This window comes from Xenorhabdus bakwenae (assembly GCF_030272115.1).
GTDB classification, from domain to species: Bacteria; Pseudomonadota; Gammaproteobacteria; order Enterobacterales; family Enterobacteriaceae; genus Xenorhabdus; species Xenorhabdus bakwenae.
This window is the reverse complement of the sequence record NZ_CP119194.1, coordinates 2,629,413-2,649,081: the sequence shown is the minus strand read 5'-3', so window position 1 is coordinate 2,649,081 and position 19,669 is coordinate 2,629,413. Positions and strand designations below refer to the sequence as shown.

At 44.9% G+C, this 19,669-nt stretch carries 16 protein-coding genes; 12 read left to right on the top strand and 4 right to left on the bottom strand.

All coding sequences use genetic code 11. The annotated features are described in order from the left end of the window. Positions 1–19: 19 nt before the first annotated feature. From rbfA to PXH59_RS13315, 8 genes are all read left to right on the top strand, one after another. Complete coding sequence (gene rbfA, locus PXH59_RS13345) at positions 20–430, top strand: 30S ribosome-binding factor RbfA (RefSeq protein ID WP_047766240.1); 411 nt, start codon at positions 20–22, stop codon at positions 428–430. After that, positions 430–1,371: a tRNA pseudouridine(55) synthase TruB gene (gene truB, locus PXH59_RS13340; RefSeq protein WP_285808752.1), complete on the top strand. Its 942-nt coding sequence runs from the start codon at positions 430–432 to the stop codon at positions 1,369–1,371. Before rbfA ends, truB begins: the two co-directional genes overlap by 1 nt. A gap of 179 nt (positions 1,372–1,550) precedes the next feature. Then, complete coding sequence (gene rpsO, locus PXH59_RS13335) at positions 1,551–1,820, top strand: 30S ribosomal protein S15 (RefSeq protein ID WP_047766238.1); 270 nt, start codon at positions 1,551–1,553, stop codon at positions 1,818–1,820. A 263-nt stretch (positions 1,821–2,083) separates the two neighbouring features. Next, positions 2,084–4,222, top strand: a complete 2,139-nt coding sequence (pnp, locus tag PXH59_RS13330) for a polyribonucleotide nucleotidyltransferase (RefSeq protein ID WP_285808751.1) — start codon at positions 2,084–2,086, stop codon at positions 4,220–4,222. Positions 4,223–4,430: 208 nt separating this feature from the next. Then, positions 4,431–5,315 (top strand): lipoprotein NlpI, encoded by an 885-nt coding sequence (nlpI, locus tag PXH59_RS13325; protein ID WP_047766236.1) that lies wholly within the window; start codon positions 4,431–4,433, stop codon positions 5,313–5,315. 100 nt (positions 5,316–5,415) lie between these two features. Continuing rightward, on the top strand, positions 5,416–5,496 hold the full coding sequence (locus PXH59_RS20310; protein WP_489981664.1) for a hypothetical protein: 81 nt from the start codon (positions 5,416–5,418) through the stop codon (positions 5,494–5,496). Further along, entirely contained in the window at positions 5,486–7,411 is a 1,926-nt protein-coding gene (locus tag PXH59_RS13320) for a DEAD/DEAH family ATP-dependent RNA helicase (protein WP_285808750.1), read from the top strand. Before PXH59_RS20310 ends, PXH59_RS13320 begins: the two co-directional genes overlap by 11 nt. Before the next feature lie 214 nt (positions 7,412–7,625). Beyond that, positions 7,626–8,510, top strand: coding sequence for an IS982 family transposase (locus PXH59_RS13315; protein ID WP_285808690.1), 885 nt, complete (start codon positions 7,626–7,628; stop codon positions 8,508–8,510). Positions 8,511–8,575: 65 nt separating this feature from the next. Here the strand turns inward: PXH59_RS13315 and btsR are convergent, their stop codons facing one another. From btsR to PXH59_RS13295, 4 genes are all read right to left on the bottom strand, one after another. Beyond that, a complete protein-coding gene (gene btsR, locus PXH59_RS13310; RefSeq protein WP_047766234.1) occupies positions 8,576–9,295 on the bottom strand; it encodes a two-component system response regulator BtsR in 720 nt (239 codons plus the stop codon). 2 nt (positions 9,296–9,297) lie between these two features. After that, complete coding sequence (locus tag PXH59_RS13305; RefSeq protein ID WP_285808749.1) at positions 9,298–11,001, bottom strand: sensor histidine kinase; 1,704 nt, start codon at positions 10,999–11,001, stop codon at positions 9,298–9,300. Between the two features lie 190 nt (positions 11,002–11,191). Continuing rightward, the gene (locus PXH59_RS13300; protein ID WP_285808748.1) at positions 11,192–12,193 is read right to left on the bottom strand and encodes an adhesion domain-containing protein; all 1,002 of its coding nucleotides are present in this window, start codon (positions 12,191–12,193) and stop codon (positions 11,192–11,194) included. A gap of 37 nt (positions 12,194–12,230) precedes the next feature. Continuing rightward, positions 12,231–14,270, bottom strand: a complete 2,040-nt coding sequence (locus PXH59_RS13295; protein WP_285808747.1) for an inverse autotransporter beta domain-containing protein — start codon at positions 14,268–14,270, stop codon at positions 12,231–12,233. 1,048 nt (positions 14,271–15,318) lie between these two features. Here PXH59_RS13295 and PXH59_RS13290 point away from each other — a divergent pair. The 4 genes from PXH59_RS13290 (at position 15,319) to PXH59_RS13275 (ending at position 19,587) form a co-directional block, all read left to right on the top strand. Next, the gene (locus tag PXH59_RS13290) at positions 15,319–16,290 is read left to right on the top strand and encodes an HlyD family secretion protein (protein WP_285808746.1); all 972 of its coding nucleotides are present in this window, start codon (positions 15,319–15,321) and stop codon (positions 16,288–16,290) included. A 17-nt stretch (positions 16,291–16,307) separates the two neighbouring features. Then, a complete protein-coding gene (locus tag PXH59_RS13285; RefSeq protein WP_285808745.1) occupies positions 16,308–17,453 on the top strand; it encodes an ABC transporter permease in 1,146 nt (381 codons plus the stop codon). Next, a complete protein-coding gene (locus PXH59_RS13280) occupies positions 17,453–18,604 on the top strand; it encodes an ABC transporter permease (protein WP_285808744.1) in 1,152 nt (383 codons plus the stop codon). Before PXH59_RS13285 ends, PXH59_RS13280 begins: the two co-directional genes overlap by 1 nt. A 98-nt stretch (positions 18,605–18,702) precedes the next feature. After that, the gene (locus PXH59_RS13275; RefSeq protein WP_285808743.1) at positions 18,703–19,587 is read left to right on the top strand and encodes an IS982 family transposase; all 885 of its coding nucleotides are present in this window, start codon (positions 18,703–18,705) and stop codon (positions 19,585–19,587) included. Positions 19,588–19,669: the final 82 nt, after the last annotated feature.

Sequence of the window (19,669 nt, the reverse complement as noted above, 5' to 3'; positions counted from 1 at the left end):
AATGTCAGGAGATATAACAATGGCAAGAGAATTTAGTCGTACTCAGCGCGTTGCACAGGAAATGCAAAAAGAAATTGCCATCATTTTACAGCGTGAAATCAAAGATCCCCGTATCGGAATGGCGACAGTCTCTGGTGTTGAGGTTTCCCGCGATCTGGCTTATGCCAAAGTATTTGTCACCTTTTTGAATGTGCTGGTGGATGGGCATGATTCAGATATGGTTAAAGCAGGTATCAAAGCATTGAACGAAGCCTCCGGTTTTATTCGTTCCCTGCTGGGTAAAGCGATGCGTCTGCGTATCATTCCTGAACTGACATTCTCTTATGACAGTTCTTTGGTGGAAGGGATGCGTATGTCGAATTTGGTTAGCAACGTCGTTAAAAATGATGAAAAGCGTCGCACATCTGCGGATCACAATGAGGAAAAATGATGGGGCGCCGTCGTAAAGGCCGTGCTATACACGGTGTACTGTTGCTGGATAAGCCGCAGGATATTTCCTCCAATGATGCGTTACAGAAAGTCAGACGGATTTTTAATGCCAGCAAGGCGGGTCATACTGGTGCGCTGGATCCATTGGCGACAGGCATGTTGCCGATTTGTCTGGGTGAAGCGACCAAGTTTTCCCAATTCTTGCTGGATTCTGACAAACGCTATCGTGTGATTGCCCGTTTGGGGCAGCGTACGGATACGTCGGATTCGCATGGCACAATCATCAGTGAACGCGACGTAAAAATCACCGCATCTCAGCTCAATGCTGCATTGGATCAATTCCGTGGTGATACCATGCAGGTTCCTTCCATGTACTCTGCATTGAAACATCAGGGAAAACCGCTATACGAATATGCCCGTCAGGGGATTGAAGTGGAGCGGGAAGCGCGTCCTATTACTGTTTATGAATTGCAATTCATTCGCTGGGAAGGGAATGAGCTGGAATTGGAAATACACTGTTCCAAGGGAACTTACATTCGTACCATCATTGATGATTTAGGGGAACTTTTGGGCTGTGGTGCGCATGTCATTTATCTGCGTCGTTTACAGGTTGCCGACTATCCCAATCAAAGAATGCTCACGTTGGAACAGTTATATGCGTTAAAACAACAGGCTGAAGCTCAAGAAATTGAGGCGTGGGAATTGCTTGATCCCTTGTTGCTACCCATGGATACCGCCGTGATTCATTTTCCTGTCATTCACTTAACCTCTGTCGTTGCGTCGTACTTCAAACAAGGCCAGCCGGTTCGCAGCAGCCATAAGCTGGCTGCAGATGAATGGGTGAGGGTGACCGAAGGCGATGAAAATAAATTCCTCGGCATTGCAATGATTGATGATGATGGATTAGTGGCTCCACGCCGTCTGGTTGTTGAAACGGAATAATGATAGCAACAGACAGACAAGGAATTTTCAGCAGATAAATTGAGTTGGGGCACAGAATGACGGTGATTGTGCTGTCTTGCGCTTCACCTATTTGCAGCGTAGAATACCGCGTCTGTACATGAGTGGCTGAATTAGAGATCGGCACTCGTTATTTTAAATTACATATTTGGAGTTATACTATGTCTCTAAGTACTGCTGCAAAAGCGCAGATTATTGCTGAATTTGGTCGCGGCGCTAACGACAGTGGTTCCAGCGAAGTTCAGATCGCATTGCTGACTGCTGACATCAACCACCTGCAAGGTCACTTTTCAGAGCACAAAAAAGATCACCACAGCCGTCGTGGTCTGCTGAGAAAGGTTGCACAGCGTCGTAAGCAACTGGACTACCTGAAGGGTAAAGATTTGGCACGCTATAGTGCTCTGATTGAGCGTCTGGGACTGCGTCGCTAATTGATGAGTTTCAGTGGAAAGGGGCCTAATTTGGCCCCTTTTCTTCTAGGAAACGGAATTGCCAGAAAACAGAATCGGAAAATTTAATCTCCTGTTTTTTGCACCGTTTCTAAAAATTAAACCTCTTTCGCTACAGTGACTCGCGCGGCTAATGAGAGTCCTCAAAGCAGTGAGCACTGTCATTAGTCGTGAGGGTGTAGCAAGAAGAGAAAATCTATTGTTGCCGATCTTTTAAGCGGTGACACTAACAAAGGAAAATTATTTTGCTTAATCCGATTGTTCGTAAATTCCAGTATGGTCAGCACACAGTGGCCATCGAAACTGGCATGATGGCTCGTCAGGCGACAGCAGCCGTTATGGTCAATATGGATGACACAGCGGTATTTGTCACCGTTGTTGGTCAAAAGAAAGTCAAAACAGGTCAGGATTTCTTCCCTCTGACCGTTAACTATCAGGAGCGCACTTACGCTGCTGGTCGTATTCCGGGAAGTTTCTTTCGCCGCGAAGGCCGTCCGGGTGAAGGTGAAACATTAGTTGCCCGTCTTATCGACCGCCCTCTACGCCCTCTGTTTCCAGAAGGTTTCCTGAATGAAGTTCAAATCATCGCAACAGTTGTTTCTGTTAACCCACAAATAAACCCTGATATCGTTGCCATGATCGGCTCTTCTGCTGCACTGGCTTTGTCTGGCATCCCATTCAATGGCCCAATTGGTGCTGCGCGTGTGGGTTACATTAACGATCAGTACGTACTGAACCCAACCAGTGATGAGCTGAAACACAGCCGTCTGGATCTGGTCGTTGCAGGTACAAATAACGCGGTGCTGATGGTTGAGTCCGAAGCCGAGCTGCTGACTGAAGAGCAAATGTTGGGTGCTGTTGTGTTTGGTCACGAGCAACAACAGATTGTGATTGATAATATCAATGCACTGGTTGCTGAAGCAGGCAAAGAGAAATGGAATTGGGCACCAGAGCTGATTAATCAGCCTCTGCACGCTCGGGTTGCAGAATTGGCTGAAACCCGTCTGGGTGATGCTTATCGCATTACTGAGAAGCAGGAGCGTTATGCTCAGGTTAATAGCATCAAAGAAGAAGTCACTGCGGTTATCCTGGCTGAATTTGCAGAAAAAGGCGTTGAACTGGATGAAACCGAAGTTTTTGACGTTCTCGCTGCTCTGGAGAAAAATGTTGTTCGTAGCCGTGTTCTGCGTGGTGAACCGCGTATTGATGGCCGTGAAAAAGACATGGTTCGTGCTCTGGACGTTCGCACAGGTGTGCTGCCACGTACTCATGGTTCATCCCTGTTTACCCGTGGTGAAACGCAGGCACTGGTGACTGCAACACTGGGCACAGAGCGCGATGCCCAAGTGATCGATGAGCTGATGGGTGAGCGTACAGATCGCTTCCTGTTCCACTATAACTTCCCTCCGTATTCTGTTGGTGAAACTGGCATGGTCGGTTCACCAAAACGCCGTGAAATTGGTCATGGTCGTCTGGCGAAACGTGGCGTATTGGCTGTGATGCCAGGCATCAACGAATTCCCATATACCGTTCGCGTGGTATCTGAAATCACTGAATCCAACGGTTCTTCCTCTATGGCTTCTGTCTGTGGTGCATCACTGGCATTGATGGATGCGGGTGTACCCGTTAAGGCCGCCGTTGCGGGTATCGCAATGGGTCTGGTGAAAGAAGGGGAAAACTTTGTTGTTCTGTCTGACATTTTGGGTGATGAAGATCATCTGGGCGACATGGACTTTAAAGTTGCGGGTAGCCGAGATGGTATCAGCGCCTTGCAAATGGACATCAAAATCGAAGGCATTACCCGTGAAATCATGCAGATTGCTCTGAATCAGGCTAAAGGTGCCCGTTTGCACATTCTGAGTGTGATGGAACAGGCAATTCACAGCCCACGCAATGATATTTCTGAATTTGCACCACGTATCCACACTATCAAGATCAATCCAGACAAGATCAAAGATGTGATTGGTAAAGGGGGTTCCGTGATCCGCGCATTGACGGAAGAAACAGGGACTACCATTGAGATTGAAGACGATGGCACAGTGAAGATTGCGGCGATTGACGGTGACAAAGCACGTCATGCTATCAGACGTATCGAAGAAATCACTGCGGAAGTTGAAGTCGGTCGTATTTATGCTGGTAAAGTGACCCGCATTGTTGATTTTGGTGCATTTGTTGCTATCGGCGGTGGTAAAGAAGGGCTGGTACACATTTCTCAGATTGCCGAAAAACGTGTAGAGAAAGTCACTGATTATCTGCAACTTGGGCAAGAAGTGCCGGTGAAAGTGCTGGAAATTGACCGTCAGGGACGTATCCGCCTGAGCATGAAAGAAGCTGTGATTACAACTGATGCGGAACTGCAATCACCGGAATCATCAGTAGAATAAATTTGACGTAAAGAGCGGCGTCCTGTAAAAAGGGCGCCGTTTATCTCAATAAATTTCGAGTTATTGTTCGTAGTATATTGTTCACAGTAGCCTGGCAATAGTTTGAAAGGTGATGAGAAGAAGTCAATTTTGGGCAGGAAGCCTGAAATATACAATGTGGGTGGAGTAATAGGGCATTCTGATTGATGTCTGGCTTCGGGAGTGGGAAATGAATTCTTTTCTGCGCTGGTGTTATGTTGCGGCTATTTTTCTCCTTGTGGGATGTAGCGGCACTGGGTGGCGTAAAAATGAAGTTATTGCTATTCCATTACAACCGACATTGCAACAGGAGGTTATTCTGGCTCGCATGGAGCAAATACTGGCGAGTCGGTCACTGACAGAAGATGAATACGCACAGCTTTTATATGAACGCGGTGTGCTGTATGATAGCCTCGGGTTGAGGGCACTGGCGCAGAATGATTTTTCAGTGGCTTTGTCTATCCGCCCTGATATTCCTGAGATTTTTAATTATCTGGGAATTTATTTTACGCAGGCAGGCAATTTTGATTCTGCCTATGAAGCGTTTGATTCTGTTTTAGAGCTTGATCCAACTTACAACTACGCGCGAATGAATCGCGGCATTTCACTGTATTACGGTGGCCGCTATCGATTGGCGCAGGATGATCTGCAGGCGTTTTATCAAGACGATCCAAATGACCCCTTCCGTTCGTTGTGGTTGTACCTTGTGGAAGATAAAATTGATCCTAAGGTTGCAATGACGAATTTGTCGTACCATTTTGACAAAGCGAAGCGGGGGAGATGGGGCTGGAATATTGTTGAATTCTATTTAGGCAAAATCGGTGAAAAAACATTGATGGAACGCTTAAAACAGGGTTCAACAGATAACACTTCGCTCGCTGAGCATCTCAGTGAAACTGACTTCTATTTAGGTAAACATTACCTAAGTCTGGGGGATGAGGATAACGCAACTGCGTTATTCAAGCTGACGGTGGCTAACAATGTGCATAACTTTGTTGAGCACCGCTACGCATTGTTGGAATTGGCGCTATTGGGCCAAAAACAAGATGATTTATCGGAATCGAACCAACAATAGCTGACGAACATTTTCACGACAGATTTTAAAGTCCACATCTCTGGAGATGGGGGCTTGTTTGTTCGTTTAATAACATAATTTGAGCCAGTTCACATTTTAAATGAAAATGACAGAAATTCTTTTCACTGTGTTATGTAGACTGGCCGCCACGATTAATGAGGCACCATTACATGACCACTGAGACTGAAATCTCTTTTGCTGATTTAGGTTTATCAGCACCTATCCTTTCTGCGTTGGGAGACCTGGGCTATGAGAAGCCTTCTCCTATTCAACAACAATGTATCCCTCACTTGTTGAGCGGCCGTGATGTGCTTGGCATGGCACAGACAGGCAGTGGTAAGACCGCTGCTTTCAGCTTGCCTTTATTGAATAACATAGATGCTGAACTTAAAGCGCCACAAATTCTTGTGTTAGCGCCAACCCGTGAACTGGCGGTGCAGGTTGCTGAAGCGTGTTCAGATTTTTCCAAACATATGCGCAACGTGAATGTTGTTGCACTTTACGGTGGGCAGCGTTATGACGTTCAGTTACGCGCCTTGCGTCAGGGACCACAAGTTGTGGTGGGAACACCGGGACGTTTGCTTGACCATCTGAAACGTGGAACATTGGATCTGTCCAACCTGAAAGGTTTGGTCTTAGATGAAGCTGACGAAATGTTGCGTATGGGCTTTATCGAAGATGTTGAAAACATCATGAGCCAGATCCCTGCTGAACATCAAACCGCACTGTTCTCCGCGACAATGCCAGAAGCGATCCGCCGCATCACTCGTCGTTTCATGAATGATCCACAGGAAGTTCGTATTCAGAGCAGTGTCACAAACCGTCCTGACATTAGCCAAAGCTACTGGTCTGTTTACGGTATGCGCAAAAATGAAGCGTTGGTGCGTTTCCTTGAAGCGGAGGATTTTGATGCTGCGATTATTTTCGTGCGTACCAAGAATGCAACGCTGGAAGTTGCAGAAACGCTGGAGCGTAACGGCTACAACTCTGCGGCACTGAATGGTGACATGAACCAGGCTCTGCGTGAACAGACACTGGAGCGCCTGAAAAATGGCCGTTTGGACATTCTGATTGCGACTGATGTAGCTGCTCGTGGTCTGGATGTTGATCGCATTAGCCTGGTGGTTAACTACGACATCCCAATGGATGCAGAATCTTATGTACACCGTATCGGTCGTACTGGTCGTGCTGGCCGTGCGGGTCGTGCCCTGTTGTTTGTTGAAAACCGTGAACGTCGTTTGCTGCGTAACGTTGAACGCACCATGAAACTGACCATCCCGGAAGTTGAACTGCCAAACGCAGAACTTCTGAGCCAGCGTCGTCTGGAGAAATTTGCGGCCAATGTTCAGAATCAACTGGAAAGCAGCGATCTGGAACAGTATCGCGCATTGTTGTCTAAGCTGGGTACTGGCGATGAGCTGGATATGGAAACACTGGCAGCCGCCCTGCTGAAAATGGCACAAGGTGAGCGCTCACTTATTCTGCCACCTGATCCAGTGCGTCGTCCTCGCCGTGAATTCAACGAGCGTGATGACCGTCGTCGCAATAGCAATGGCAATAACAATAGCAATGGTAGCGGCTTTGGTGAGCGTGACAGAGGTGATCGTCCTCGTCGTGAGCGTCGAGACGTGGGTGATATGGAACTGTATCGCATTGAAGTTGGCCGTGATGATGGTGTTGAAGTTCGCCATATTGTGGGCGCAATTGCAAACGAAGGTGATATCAGCAGCCGTTATATCGGTAATATCAAACTGTTTGCAACCCACTCTACGATTGAGCTGCCAAAAGGCATGCCAGGAGAGTTGCTGTCTCACTTCACTCGTACTCGTATTTTGAACAAACCACTGAATATGCAGTTGATGGGAGATGCGCAACCCTTTGAACGCCGTGAGCGTCGTGGTGGCCGCAATGGTAACGGTGGCAATGCTGGCAATGGCCCACGCCGTGATCGTGATGGTTCCGCTAATAACGGTGGTCGTCGTTTTAACAACGAACGTCGTGGTAGTGGTGGTGAGCGTGGTTCGTTCCGCAGTCGCAGTAACGATGATTCCAATGGTGGTGCACCACGCCGTCGCCAAAGCAATGGTAATGTATAAGCAAGCATGCGTCTCTGATTGACGTGCTTGATTTATCGTTGCGTTGAAAATATCGCAATGATGACGTAAATAAAGCCCTTTCTCTTAATGGAGAAAGGGCTTTTGCTATTTAACCTGAACTTCGCTTAAGAAAGGAAAGAAAAAAAGGAACTAAGCGCCTGAGGCACGATCAAAGTTTTTGCTTAGAAAACAAAATCGTGGGGATCCTCAGGCTATGACTACTTTAGAAGAACTTTTTTGTTGCGTCGATGATTTTTGCCAAAAATTTATTCCCCTTTGGGAACAACAGCTCATTGAGAATAATCAGCTCAAGCGTCATCGTGCCACTTCCCTGTCTCTCAGTGAGATAATGACGATCCTCATTTTATTTCACATGAGCCATTATCGTCATTTTAAAGCGTTTTATACTGAGCATGTGCAGCAATATCTCAACGCAGATTTCCCGGGTCTGGTCAGCTACAATCGAATAATTACATTGAAGAAAAGAGCCCTTATTCCGTTATGCGCTTTCCTTTCTTCACGCAAACAAAAATCACACGGCATTGCCTTTATCGATTCCACTAAAATCGCGGTTTGCCATAATCTGCGTATTCCTCGCCATCAAGTTTTCGCGGGTGTCGCCCAGCGAGGAAAAACCCGTACAGGCTGGTTCTATGGCTTTAAACTCCATCTGATTATTGATGACTGTGGGGAGATTTTATCCGTTAAATTAACACCGGGAAATGTTGACGATCGTCAGCCGGTAAAGGAATTAGTACAAGGTTTAACCGGGCATCTCTATGGTGACAAAGGCTATTTATCGCAAGTGTTATGCGATGAACTGAAGGAGGAAGGAATTACGCTGATCACGAATGTTCGCCGTAATATGAAAGCCAAATTTTTATCGTTTTGGGACAAGGCCATGTTAAGAAAACGGTTTTTGATAGAAACGGTGAATGACCAATTGAAAAATATTTCTCAGATAGAGCACTCAAGGCACCGAAGCGTAGTCGGCTTTTTACTGGAAATAGTATCAGGACTGATTGCTTATACATTCCAGCCGAAAAAGCCGAGCTTAGGTTTACGTGACCATGAAATTGCGATGCTTAAACAAAGTTGAGGTTATTTATCTTTCTGAGTTTATTAAATACTACACATCGCATGAAATGATGCCCTAAGCCGCGATCAATTTAACCCCAATTCTTCTTTAAGCGGTTTCAAATAACGACGACTAACCGGAATACGCTCGTCATTGCTCAGTACCAGCTCTGCCTGCCCATTTTCGCCAAAAACAATTTCCCGTAACTGGGTCATGTTGACTAAATACTGGCGATGGCAACGGGTGAGTGAAGTGCGGGTTTCCAGCGTTCGCAGGGTTAACTCGGTAAATCCTTCCTGTCCGCTGGCACTCATGACATAGACACCACTCAGGCGGGAAGAGACATACAGAACATCATCCAATGGCATCAACCAGATTCGGCTATGCCCGGTACAGGGAATATATTTCAGCTGTTCATCTTCACGTTGAAGATCTGCCGGATTTTGCTTTTGATAGCCAGCACGCAGTCGTTGCAGCGTCTTACTCAGGCGCTCTTTTTCCAGCGGCTTCAATAAATAATCGAAAGCATGTTCTTCAAAGGCTTGCACCGCATATTCATCAAATGCCGTCAGAAAAACAATGTAAGGGCGATGCGCTGGATCGAGCATACCTACCATTTCCAGCCCGGTAATACGGGGCATTTGAATATCGAGGAAAACAACATCGGGTTTCAGGCGATGGATAGCACCAATTGCTTCTACTGCATTGGCACATTCACCAATAATTTGGATATCCGTTTCCTCTTCCAGCAGACAACGTAGATTTTCACGTGCCAATGGCTCATCATCAACAATCAATATATGCATATTTACGTCGCTTTTTTAGCCTGTTTTTTTTCTAATGGTAAACACAAAATGGCACGGGTAAATTCTTCTGGCTGACAATCAACTCTCACCCCATACTGTTTACCATAACGAAGCCGTAGCCGTTTATCTACCAGACTCATCCCAAGACCATCATCCCCCACTTTTCTGGGGCAATACAGCCCGGCATTATCTTCAATCTCTACCAATAGCAACTGTTCTTCTTGATAGGCTCTAATCGTAACTCTTCCCGTCTCCAGTAACTGTGATGTGCCATGTTTAATGGCATTTTCTACCATCGGTTGGAGGGAAAAAGCCGGTAACCGTGCATTGCGCAGGGATTCCGGTATCTCAATGGCAATCTGGAGGTGATCACGGAAACGGGCTTTCTCAATTTGTAAGTAAGCGTTTACATGCTCTATCTCATTTTCCAGCGTGGCAATATCTTCAGATCGCTTTAAATTCTTACGGAAAAATGTTGAGAGATACTGCACAAGCTGGCCTGCCTGCTGGCTATCCCGACGGATAACCGCTTGCAGTGTATTTAAGGCATTAAATAAAAAGTGAGGATTCACTTGTGCGTGAAGGAGCTTTACTTCTGATTGCAGCAAAGATTGCTTATTTCGTTCATACTGTCCGGCAAGAATTTGGGCAGAGAGCAGGCTGGCAATTCCCTCGCCTAATGTACGATTGATGGAACTGAACAGACGATTCTTGGCTTCGTAGAGTTTGATCGTACCAATAACTTGTTGGTTCTCTCCCCGTAACGGGATAACCAGCGCGGAGCCAAGTTTGCAGGTTGGGCTGAGGGAACAGCAATAAGGTGTTTCATTGCCATCGGCATACACAACCTCATTATTCTCGATAGCGCGATGAGATTGTCTGGAAGCGATGGGAGTACCGGCTAAATGGTGATCCGAACCGATACCGATAAACGCCAGTAACTTTTCTCTATCCGTAATTGCGACAGCCCCGATCTCCAACTCCTGATAGATCACTTTTGCCACGCGCATACTGTTATCTTCATTAAATCCCTTACGCAAGATACCCTCGGTACAGACCGCAATTTTTAGCGCTTGGGCAGAAAAAGCGCTGGTATATTTTTCGAAAATGGCGCGCCTGTCCAATAAGATGCGGATAAACATGGCCGCCCCGATACTATTAGCGATGATCATGGGAGCGGCGATATCTTTCACCAAACTCAGGGCCTCACTGAAAGGAGTGGCAAGCAGTAGGATAATGCCCATTTGAGTGCATTCAGCAAGGAAAGTAACGATGGCCGCCGTCCAGGGGTTCAATAATTTATTGATCTGTCCTTTTTTCATCAGATAAATATGTACAAGGCCACCCAGTATGCCTTCTACAATGGTGGATACCATACAGCTAAATGCGGTCATTCCGCCAAGAGAATAGCGGTGCAGGCCTCCAGTGAATCCGACCATCGCCCCTACAGTAGGTCCGCCGAGAAAGCCTCCCAATACGGCACCAATCGCGCGGGTATTGGCGATCGAATCGTTAATATGCAGCCCAAAATAGGTTCCCATAATGCAAAAGATGGAAAAAATCACGTAACACATCAGCTTATGAGGTAAACGGACCGTCACTTGCAACAAGGGAATAAACAGAGGGGTTTTACTCAGGAGCCAAGCGATCACCAGATAGACACACATCTGCTGAAGTAATAACAACACCAGGTTAAATTCGTACATATATTTTCGTTTTGTGATTAATAATGTGTGATTAATAACGATAAAAAATTTAAGGCGCTATTATCAAAGGTGGGATTTAACACCGTCAATAGGTGTTGGCAGGATAATGCATTTACAGGAATAGGAAAGCATTATCCGCCCACATGGGGCGGATTTTGGGACAAGCAATAAAAATGAGTGATAAATCGCGTTACTCCACACAAATGACGTAATCATAGACTGTTTTATCATCGATAATATGTGCAAATCCTTCGTCGATATTTACGGCATAATGTCCATCGTTCCCTTCATCATCTTTTCCTGGCGTGGCTGAACGATAGGAGCGATGTTCGGGCCAACCGAATTGTTCATACATGGCATTGTTTGGATGTGCTCGGTACAAGGCTAGTAAATCGTCTTTTGTTGGCAACTTATTGTGCATTTCGTTGCAATACAAAGTGGCTCCTTCTGCACGACGGCGCGGCCAGACTTCACCCCCTTCGGAATATTCGACCCCTGTGATTAAATGCTGTGCTGCGAGTTCCGCTTTCAATAGAGGGCGTTTAAAGACAAGACCATTTTCGGCCACGGCGGTATCAGGCATATGTCCCCAAAAATTCGCTACGGAAACGTCCGGGCTGGTAACCACAGTAAAAATGACCTCTTTAGTTTGTGGGGCAGCAGTTCCGTCCACGGAGATAGACAATATTGTCTTCACACCAATCCCGTTTGGATCGGTCACTGTAAGAGACAAGATACCTTGATCATCCGTGACACCTTGGTACACACCTGATTTGCCACTCAGTAAGGCCGTGACTTTCTCACTAATATTCTGGCGATTCAGTGCTTTCATGGCGTTAACTCTGACGGCGACATTTCGGGCTGGCTTCCCCTGATTTAGTGTTTGGATTTTCAGCCTGATGGGTTCTTGTTTTTTAACCTTATCAGCATTCACCGTAATCACCATTTTATCGGCCAGCCCTCTGACAGTACCGCCTTCTCCACCATCATGAGTCTGGTTGCCTTGTGCGGCACTCATGCTGGTATCAACACGTTGTGTATTTCCGGTAAGTTTTTTCGCATTTTGTGCCTGTACGACAACTTCTTTCACCGTACCTGCATCTGCCGGGGTCAATATATAGTCAGGAACCTTGCCCGATTTTGTGATTATCTGACCTTTGGTAATGTCAATATTGCCTTTATTGCCCCACATGTAGCGTGATTCATCTGTTTTGTCACCATCATTAGGATTAAAGGTATAGGTTGCGCTTAATGTCCCCCCCTATCTCTAATTTACCAAAGAGAATCAAATTTCTGACGATTGGCGCACTCGGATGTACGAACAGGATCTCGGCGGGTTTGATCGTAATACCATCCACTTCTGGTGTGATTTTCAGTGCACCAATCTTTTCGCCGGCAGTCAGCCGGGATTCATAGACACCTGGCTGAACTTCTTTCATCTTGTCGATCTTAGGAGCGTTGCCATCCCCACTTAATCCGCTTGAGACCAATTTGATCTCTGAGGCAACGCCACGGACAGGTTTGTCATCCTTATCTTTCAGGGTTAATGTCAGGAGGGTAGTGGCATGACCGTCAGCCAATAGCTCTTTATCTTTGGCCGAGAAGGTGGATTTATTGGCATTCACGACAGCAGGAAGCACTTGTACCTTCATTTCGGCCCGTTTGGATGTATTACCGTGCTCATCGTAAGCAATGGCGCCCACTGCGTAGGTATTGTTACCTTGGGTTCGATATTTTGGTAAGGTCAACAGATAGAGTGTCCCATTTTGATGTTGGATCTTACCGCCATTGGCAAAAAAGTCGGCGGCATTCCACTCGATATCTTTAAACCCATATTTGCTGTCAACCGTGATATGGAGAGGTTTGGTCTCCCTCGCATGACCAATAATCAGGTTATCTATTGCCAGAGCGATCACTTCACGTTTGCGATATTCCAAAACGATCTGATTGTTGCGATCAACCAAAGCATAGCGGCTGCCTTGCAGAGAACGCTTAAACGCCACCGCATCGGGATCAATCTGTTTAGCCCACGGCGTACCAATTTCATAGCTCAGTGCGATATTGAACTGGGTTTCCCCTCCCCCAGACATCTCTTGTTTACGGTCAATACCGAAAGTCAGCAATGGGACAGGCGTATAATTAACCCCAAAAGTGAAGGCAGCCGGATCTTTCTTGCGATGGTCTTTACTAATGAGTCCGACTTCATCCCCGAAGTATTGTTCATAGATCAACTTACCACCGAGTTGTGGTAAAGCAGGCAAATAACCTTGTACTTTCAGGTCGAAGCCATTGGCCGGACGTTCATCATAATCGGTCAACAGGCGAGATTCTTTCCAGTTACTTAACCGAATATAGCTGTTAGCCGCCAGCTTTAGGTAATTGCGGGCATATTCTGCGCCAAGGCCGAGTCGGCTATTATCGCCAGTGATATCGTGATCAAAGAAGGTATTGTAGCCCAGCATCCAATCATCAAAAAAATGGCGTTGTCCAAATCCAATATTGGCTGTGTTACGACTATCGATATGGCGCAGGCCGAATTGGGTAAAGGCCATCCGATGGGAGGTATCATACAGTGGCAATAACATATCAAATTGGCTGTCATTCAAATGGCCATGATTATCCATACTAAGCTGCACGCGTGCAGTGCCGTAGCGTTCTAACCAATTTTGAATTTTCTGACTGGCTTCTCCCATTGCCAGACTGCTTAATTGACTTGTTGCATTACTCTTCATGTTGTCACTCGCCAGTAACTGGCCAATGCGAGAAGAAATCTCAGCCAGATGGCTGGCATTTTTGTCTGTAATCGCCGTCTGGTCTTCTGTGATCAGGGCTTTGCCTGGTGAGGGGTTTTCTAATGAGGAGTGTTCTGATGAAGATGGTGTTAATAAAGGCCGCTCTAATGAGGTGTAATTAAAAGGAAGAAATTTATTTTTTCTGGGTTTTGGAACATCAATTTCACTATTAACACCGAGTGCGGTGAAAGGCTTATCAAAATTGCGCAATGGGTTGATTTTTTTCAAATCAGAGATTGTTAAACCATAACGTTTAGCGACGATACTGACAGTTTCCCCTGGTTTCAGGACATAAGGCTCTGTTGGTAAAAGCCATTTTTCATTTTGAAAAGTTGGATGGGTTTGGGCGACAACGATAGCGGGGGTGAATGCAACAGCAACTGGAAATGCAAGTTGAGTGACAATATTTATCCAGGTTACACGTTTCATCAAATTTTGCTGATCTTGTAACCACGGCTGCTCGGATTTTTTGTTCATATCTATAGACCTGTAACAATAAAAAATACCATGCATGTAGTAGCCAGCAATAATCCTATCCATTTCAGGATATTATCTTCTATTTACTGTCTACCATGAGTCATGTTAATCAGGGGAAAACGCCATAGAGTACACAATAAAGGAGTACCAACACGGCATAGCCTGATTTGAAATATCGTTAAAAGAGTTAATAAACACTACGTAAAGGTTTACAATCAGATTATTGATCTGTTGTTTTTTCTTTATGCGAGTTTTTATTCCAGCATAAAATCATTTTTTGATCAATATAACTTTTATTCCCGATTATTCTGATGTTTACCCCCTTTTTTATTTAAATAATTAAGTAAAAGTAAAGAGTTATCATTTTATTTTATATTATCTTAATGTTTATTCTCAGATTAAAAATAAGGTAAGAATAAAGCATAAGATAATTTGACGGGTTAGCTGTTTGTTTTTCTCTTTAGTCATAAAATTAAATAGATGGACTATTATTAAAATGAATATCTGTCGATAGCCTCTGATGAGAGAAAATAGCGTTTTTTTATTTTTCTATATTAATATATGAGAGTTTATAATTTTAATTATAATGTGTAGTTTTATTGCTTAATTAATTTCTGTTTTCCGCTGTTTTTTTATTATCTTTTTTTCATTATCCATATTTTTCATGGGGGAAAAAGGATGATAGAGATTAATCCATCCTCTTTATTAGTTTAATTAATATAAAATTAACTCAACTAATTATTTTACGATGACTATTCAGGTTTATAGGGTAATGCGCTAAATGTTTTGTTTTTGTTAAAATAAATAATACTATTATAGGATGTTTTAGATGAGCATTTCTTTTTTTATGGCTTCAATATCATTTATGTCGATATTTATAACTAGTGAGGGGCGTTTTTCCCAGAGGTGCTAAAATTTAGGCAGTGGAGAATGTCGAGGCTGGATTATCATCATTCAATCTTGACTGATACTGTAACTAATTTCAGATTAGGTTGTTGATTTATCGATTATTTTGACCTGATCGTACGTTTGGGGCTGACAGAGCAGAATGAAAAAAAGAACACTTTTCACAATCTTACTGATTATCTTCCTGATCGCAATGGCTGTGCTTTTCCGTTCCCACAGTCGGGAGCTGTTATTGCAGGGAGAAGTTGATGCGCCGGAAGTGATCATTGCGTCTAAGGCGATGGGGCGAGTCGTTAACGTTCATGTTGTGCGAGGAGATAGTGTCAAAACCGGACAACTGATGGTAAGTCTTGATAGCCCTGAACTGGCGGCTAAAGTTGCTGCGGCACGGGCAGCACGCGATCAAGCCAGAGCAAAACTTGAATTGTCCCTGCATGGAACTCGTGAAGAGAACATTCGGAACTTAGCAGCCACATTGTCACAGGCCCAATCAGAGTACACAAATGCACAACGTGAATTTGATCGCCTTAAAAATATGTCAACCAAAGGCTTTGTGTCTGCTACCGATCTGGATAATGCGCGTAACGCAAGGGATATTGCCTATCAGAAGAGGCTGGGGGCTAAAGCGCAGCTTGATGAAGGCAAAAATGGCGATCGTATAGAGTTACGTCAGCAACTCCAGGCAGCATTAAATGAAGCAGAAGAAAATCTGCGTGAACTGCAAATCCAGAATGATGATCTGCAAGTCAAAGCGCCTGTTGAGGGGGAAGTCGGGCCATTGCCGGCAGAAGTCGGCCAACTTTTTAATGCGAATAGTCCATTAGCGACACTGGTACGCATTTCACAGGCTTATTTCGTCTACAACCTGCGAGAAGATATTTTGGCGGGCGTTCGCAAGGGCGACAAAATTAAATTGTCTGTCCCGGCACTGGGAAATAAGGAGATTGAGGCTGAAATTCGTTATATCGCGCCAATGGGGAATTATGCGACAAAACGTGCAACGCGTGCGACGGGAGATTTTGACCTGAGAACGTTTGAGGTTCGGTTATATCCATTGCAACCCGTTGACGGCTTACGTCCGGGCATGAGTGCTTTATGGCTCTGGAATAAGTAGGTATAAGGTGCGGCCTGATGAACAGAAAAGCGGTGTGGCGCAGTTTTAAACAAGAATTTATGCGAGAACTGAGTACTGCACTGCACAGTCCTGTTTTTCATTGGCTGGGGTGGTTATTTCCTTTACTGCTGTTTATCTTAATCAGTGCGAATTTTTCAAAGGGAACACTGTTTAACCTGCCAGTTTCGGTGGTGGATAATGACCAAAGCACGCTATCACGCACCCTTATCCGGAACTTGAATGCGGCACCTCATGCGAATATCAAGTCTTATAACAATAGCTTACCAGAATCCATAGACCGTTTGCGTGCGGCGCAGGATTACTCTTTGCTTTATCTCCCTGAAAATCTTGAAAAAGAGGCTTTAAGTGGGAAACAGCCGATGGTTATTATGTATTTCAATGCCCTATTTTATGGGGCAGGTCGCTACTCAACACTGGATTTCAGCGGCCTGATAGCTGAAACTAACGCAAAATACCGTGCAATTATTGCTGCCGAAATAGGCCGCCCGTTACCGCCATTAGCGAAAGCGACCATGTCCTATGACAGCTTATTTAACGCCAGCGGCAGTTATATTTATTTCCAGCAATTTGCGGCAACCATCCATCTATTACAGCTTTTTGTTGTCACATGTACTATCTACACCATGGCCAGAGAGAAGCGGCTCCTGAAGGCGAAATATTTCGTTGGGGCATTGTTAGGAAAATTGGCACCTTATACCTTGATATTCACCCTGCTATTGATGGTAGAAATTACCATACTGGTTATGTCTTCGGGGGCCAGAGTCGCGGGTAATCCGCTGTACATGCCGATTGTTGGATTTTTCTATGTCATTGCGGCGCAAAGCATTGGCCTGTTGCTGTTTACCTTCACCAACACGGCAATAACGGCCTACACCTTGATTGGGATGCTGGTCAGTATTGCGATGACATTTTCTGGCATGATCGTGCCACAACTTGCCATGATATGGCCTGCAAGAATTATCTCTATGCTTGAGCCATTAACCTATGCCTTGAATGCCATGTTTGACATTTTCCTGCGGGAAGTCTCACTACAGATTATTTTGTATGTTTGCCTGATATTGATGATTTATCCTGTGGTTTGCAGCCTTTTGATTCGCAATCGCTTGTGGAAACGGCTTAATCAATCAGAAGGAACCCCATAATGTCAGATAATGGGCAAACAAATGGGCCATCGAATTGGGCGTTGTACTGGCAGACACTGCGTAATGTATTTTTGGTGATGCTGGAAAAACCCATGTGGTTATTATTGATTGTTTCGCTATGTGTGATGAGTCTGGTTTACGCTCGCCCTTCTTTGTGGGACTTACCGATCGCTGTGATCGATAAAGATAACAGTTATGCGAGTCGCACGTTGATCCGTAATATTGATGCCATGGCTAAAGTGGCCCCCAAAAGCTACAATAATCTCGACAATGCCCGCCATGACATGCTACAGCGCACCATCTTTGCCATTATCATCGTACCGATGGATTTTGAAAAACGCCTGTTAGGTGGACAAGATGTCACTGTGCCGGTTTATGGTGATGCGACCAATCGTCTCGCTAATGGGCAGATTCAAAAAGATTTGATGTTGGCTTATCAACAACTTTTATCAGAATACAACGGCAAATTACTTTTGCAATCGGGCTTTAGTCTTGAGCAGGTGAAAACCTTGCTACAACCGATTCGGGGTGAAACCATTGGATTATTTAATCCGGGGGTCAGTTATGCTGCAATCGTATTTCCGGGTTTGTTAGTCATGCTGTTGCAACACTCCTTATTAGTCGCTTGTGTTCGCGTCAGTATTACCCTACGGGATACCCCCAAAGGTAATCCGCCGCTCCCGATCTATTTGGGCACATTATCTGCTTTGATCCCTATCTGGCTATTTCTGTCAGTGATCTTTTTTATTCTGTGGCCGTGGATATTGGGGTATCGGCAAGATGCACCGATTCACCTCGTGCTTTTACTGACATTCCCGTTCCTGTTAGCGGTATTGGGCTTGGGAAAATTGTTGACAGAATGCCTGCGTAGCGTAGAAATGATTTATTTAACGCTGGCTTTTATTACCACACCGATCTTCTATATTTCAGGCACAATCTGGCCGCCTCAGGCGATGCCTGAATGGGTCAGAGTGATTTCATTGGCCTTGCCATCGACATGGGCAACAAAAGCGATAGCCGGGGTTAACCAGATGGGGTTGCCATTGCACAATGTGTTCAACGATATCGGCATGATGCTGCTGCTTGGTGTGATATACATGGTTCTGGGTATTTTAGTTGGTATGCTGCGTAAGCAACGGGTCATGTATTGAATAGTTAACCCGAATTCTGGATAAGAAATTGACGAGAAGCCTGTTCCGGGAGCAAAGTTTTGGTGCACACCAAAAACCGCTCCGAGGTGGAACAGGCTATGGACAAGTTAGTTGAAGTTTTCTGTGATGTCGATGATTTTTGCCGTTTTTTCATCCCTCAATGGGAACAATTTTGTCTCGATAGCGGGCATCGTTTACGCCGCCGACAAGGTCATATGTATCCCAGTGAAATCATGACCCTTTTGATCCTTTTTCATCTGTCGCATTACCGTGATTTTAAACATTTTTATCTAGAGCATATTTGGAAATATCACCATAAGGATTTTCCAACCTTGCTCAGCTATCCTCGCTTTGTCAGTGTGGCTTCTTCCGTTCTGGTGCCACTATGCAGCTATCTGACTAAATTAAAAGGGAAACCCACAGGCATTGCTTTTATTGATTCCACCAGTTTGAGTGTCTGCCATAACATTCGCATCCCTCGACATAAGGTCTTTGCGGGAATAGCAAAGCGCGGAAAAAATTCAATGGGTTGGTTTTACGGTTTCAAATTACACTTGGTTGTCAATCATCAGGGGGAAATTCTAGCGCTTAAAGTGACTGCGGGAAATGTGGATGATCGGGAACCTGTTCGTGAATTATCAAAAGAATTAATAGGTTCTCTTTACGGTGACAAAGGTTATCTCAGCCAGGAATTGGCGGACGATTTAGCCAAAACCGATGTCACTTTCATCACGAAAAAACGGCGCAACATGAAAGCGTGCATGCAAGCTGAGTGGGATAAAGTAATGTTAAAAAAGCGTTTTATTATTGAAACGATTAATGGGCAATTAAAATTGATTTCTCAGATAGAGCATTCGCGTCACCGAAGTCTAAGAGGATTTATGTTGACCGTTTTAGGTGGACTGATTGCTTACTGCCTTAAATTGAAGAAACCATCACTGAAAGTTTTCTACTTAGAAGAAGATGTTCCAATGATGGTTTAAGCAGAATTCGGGTTAGTTAGATCATTCATTAAACGTAGTTTTCACGCTCAATGAACGTCCCTATCACCTTGTCATGCATACA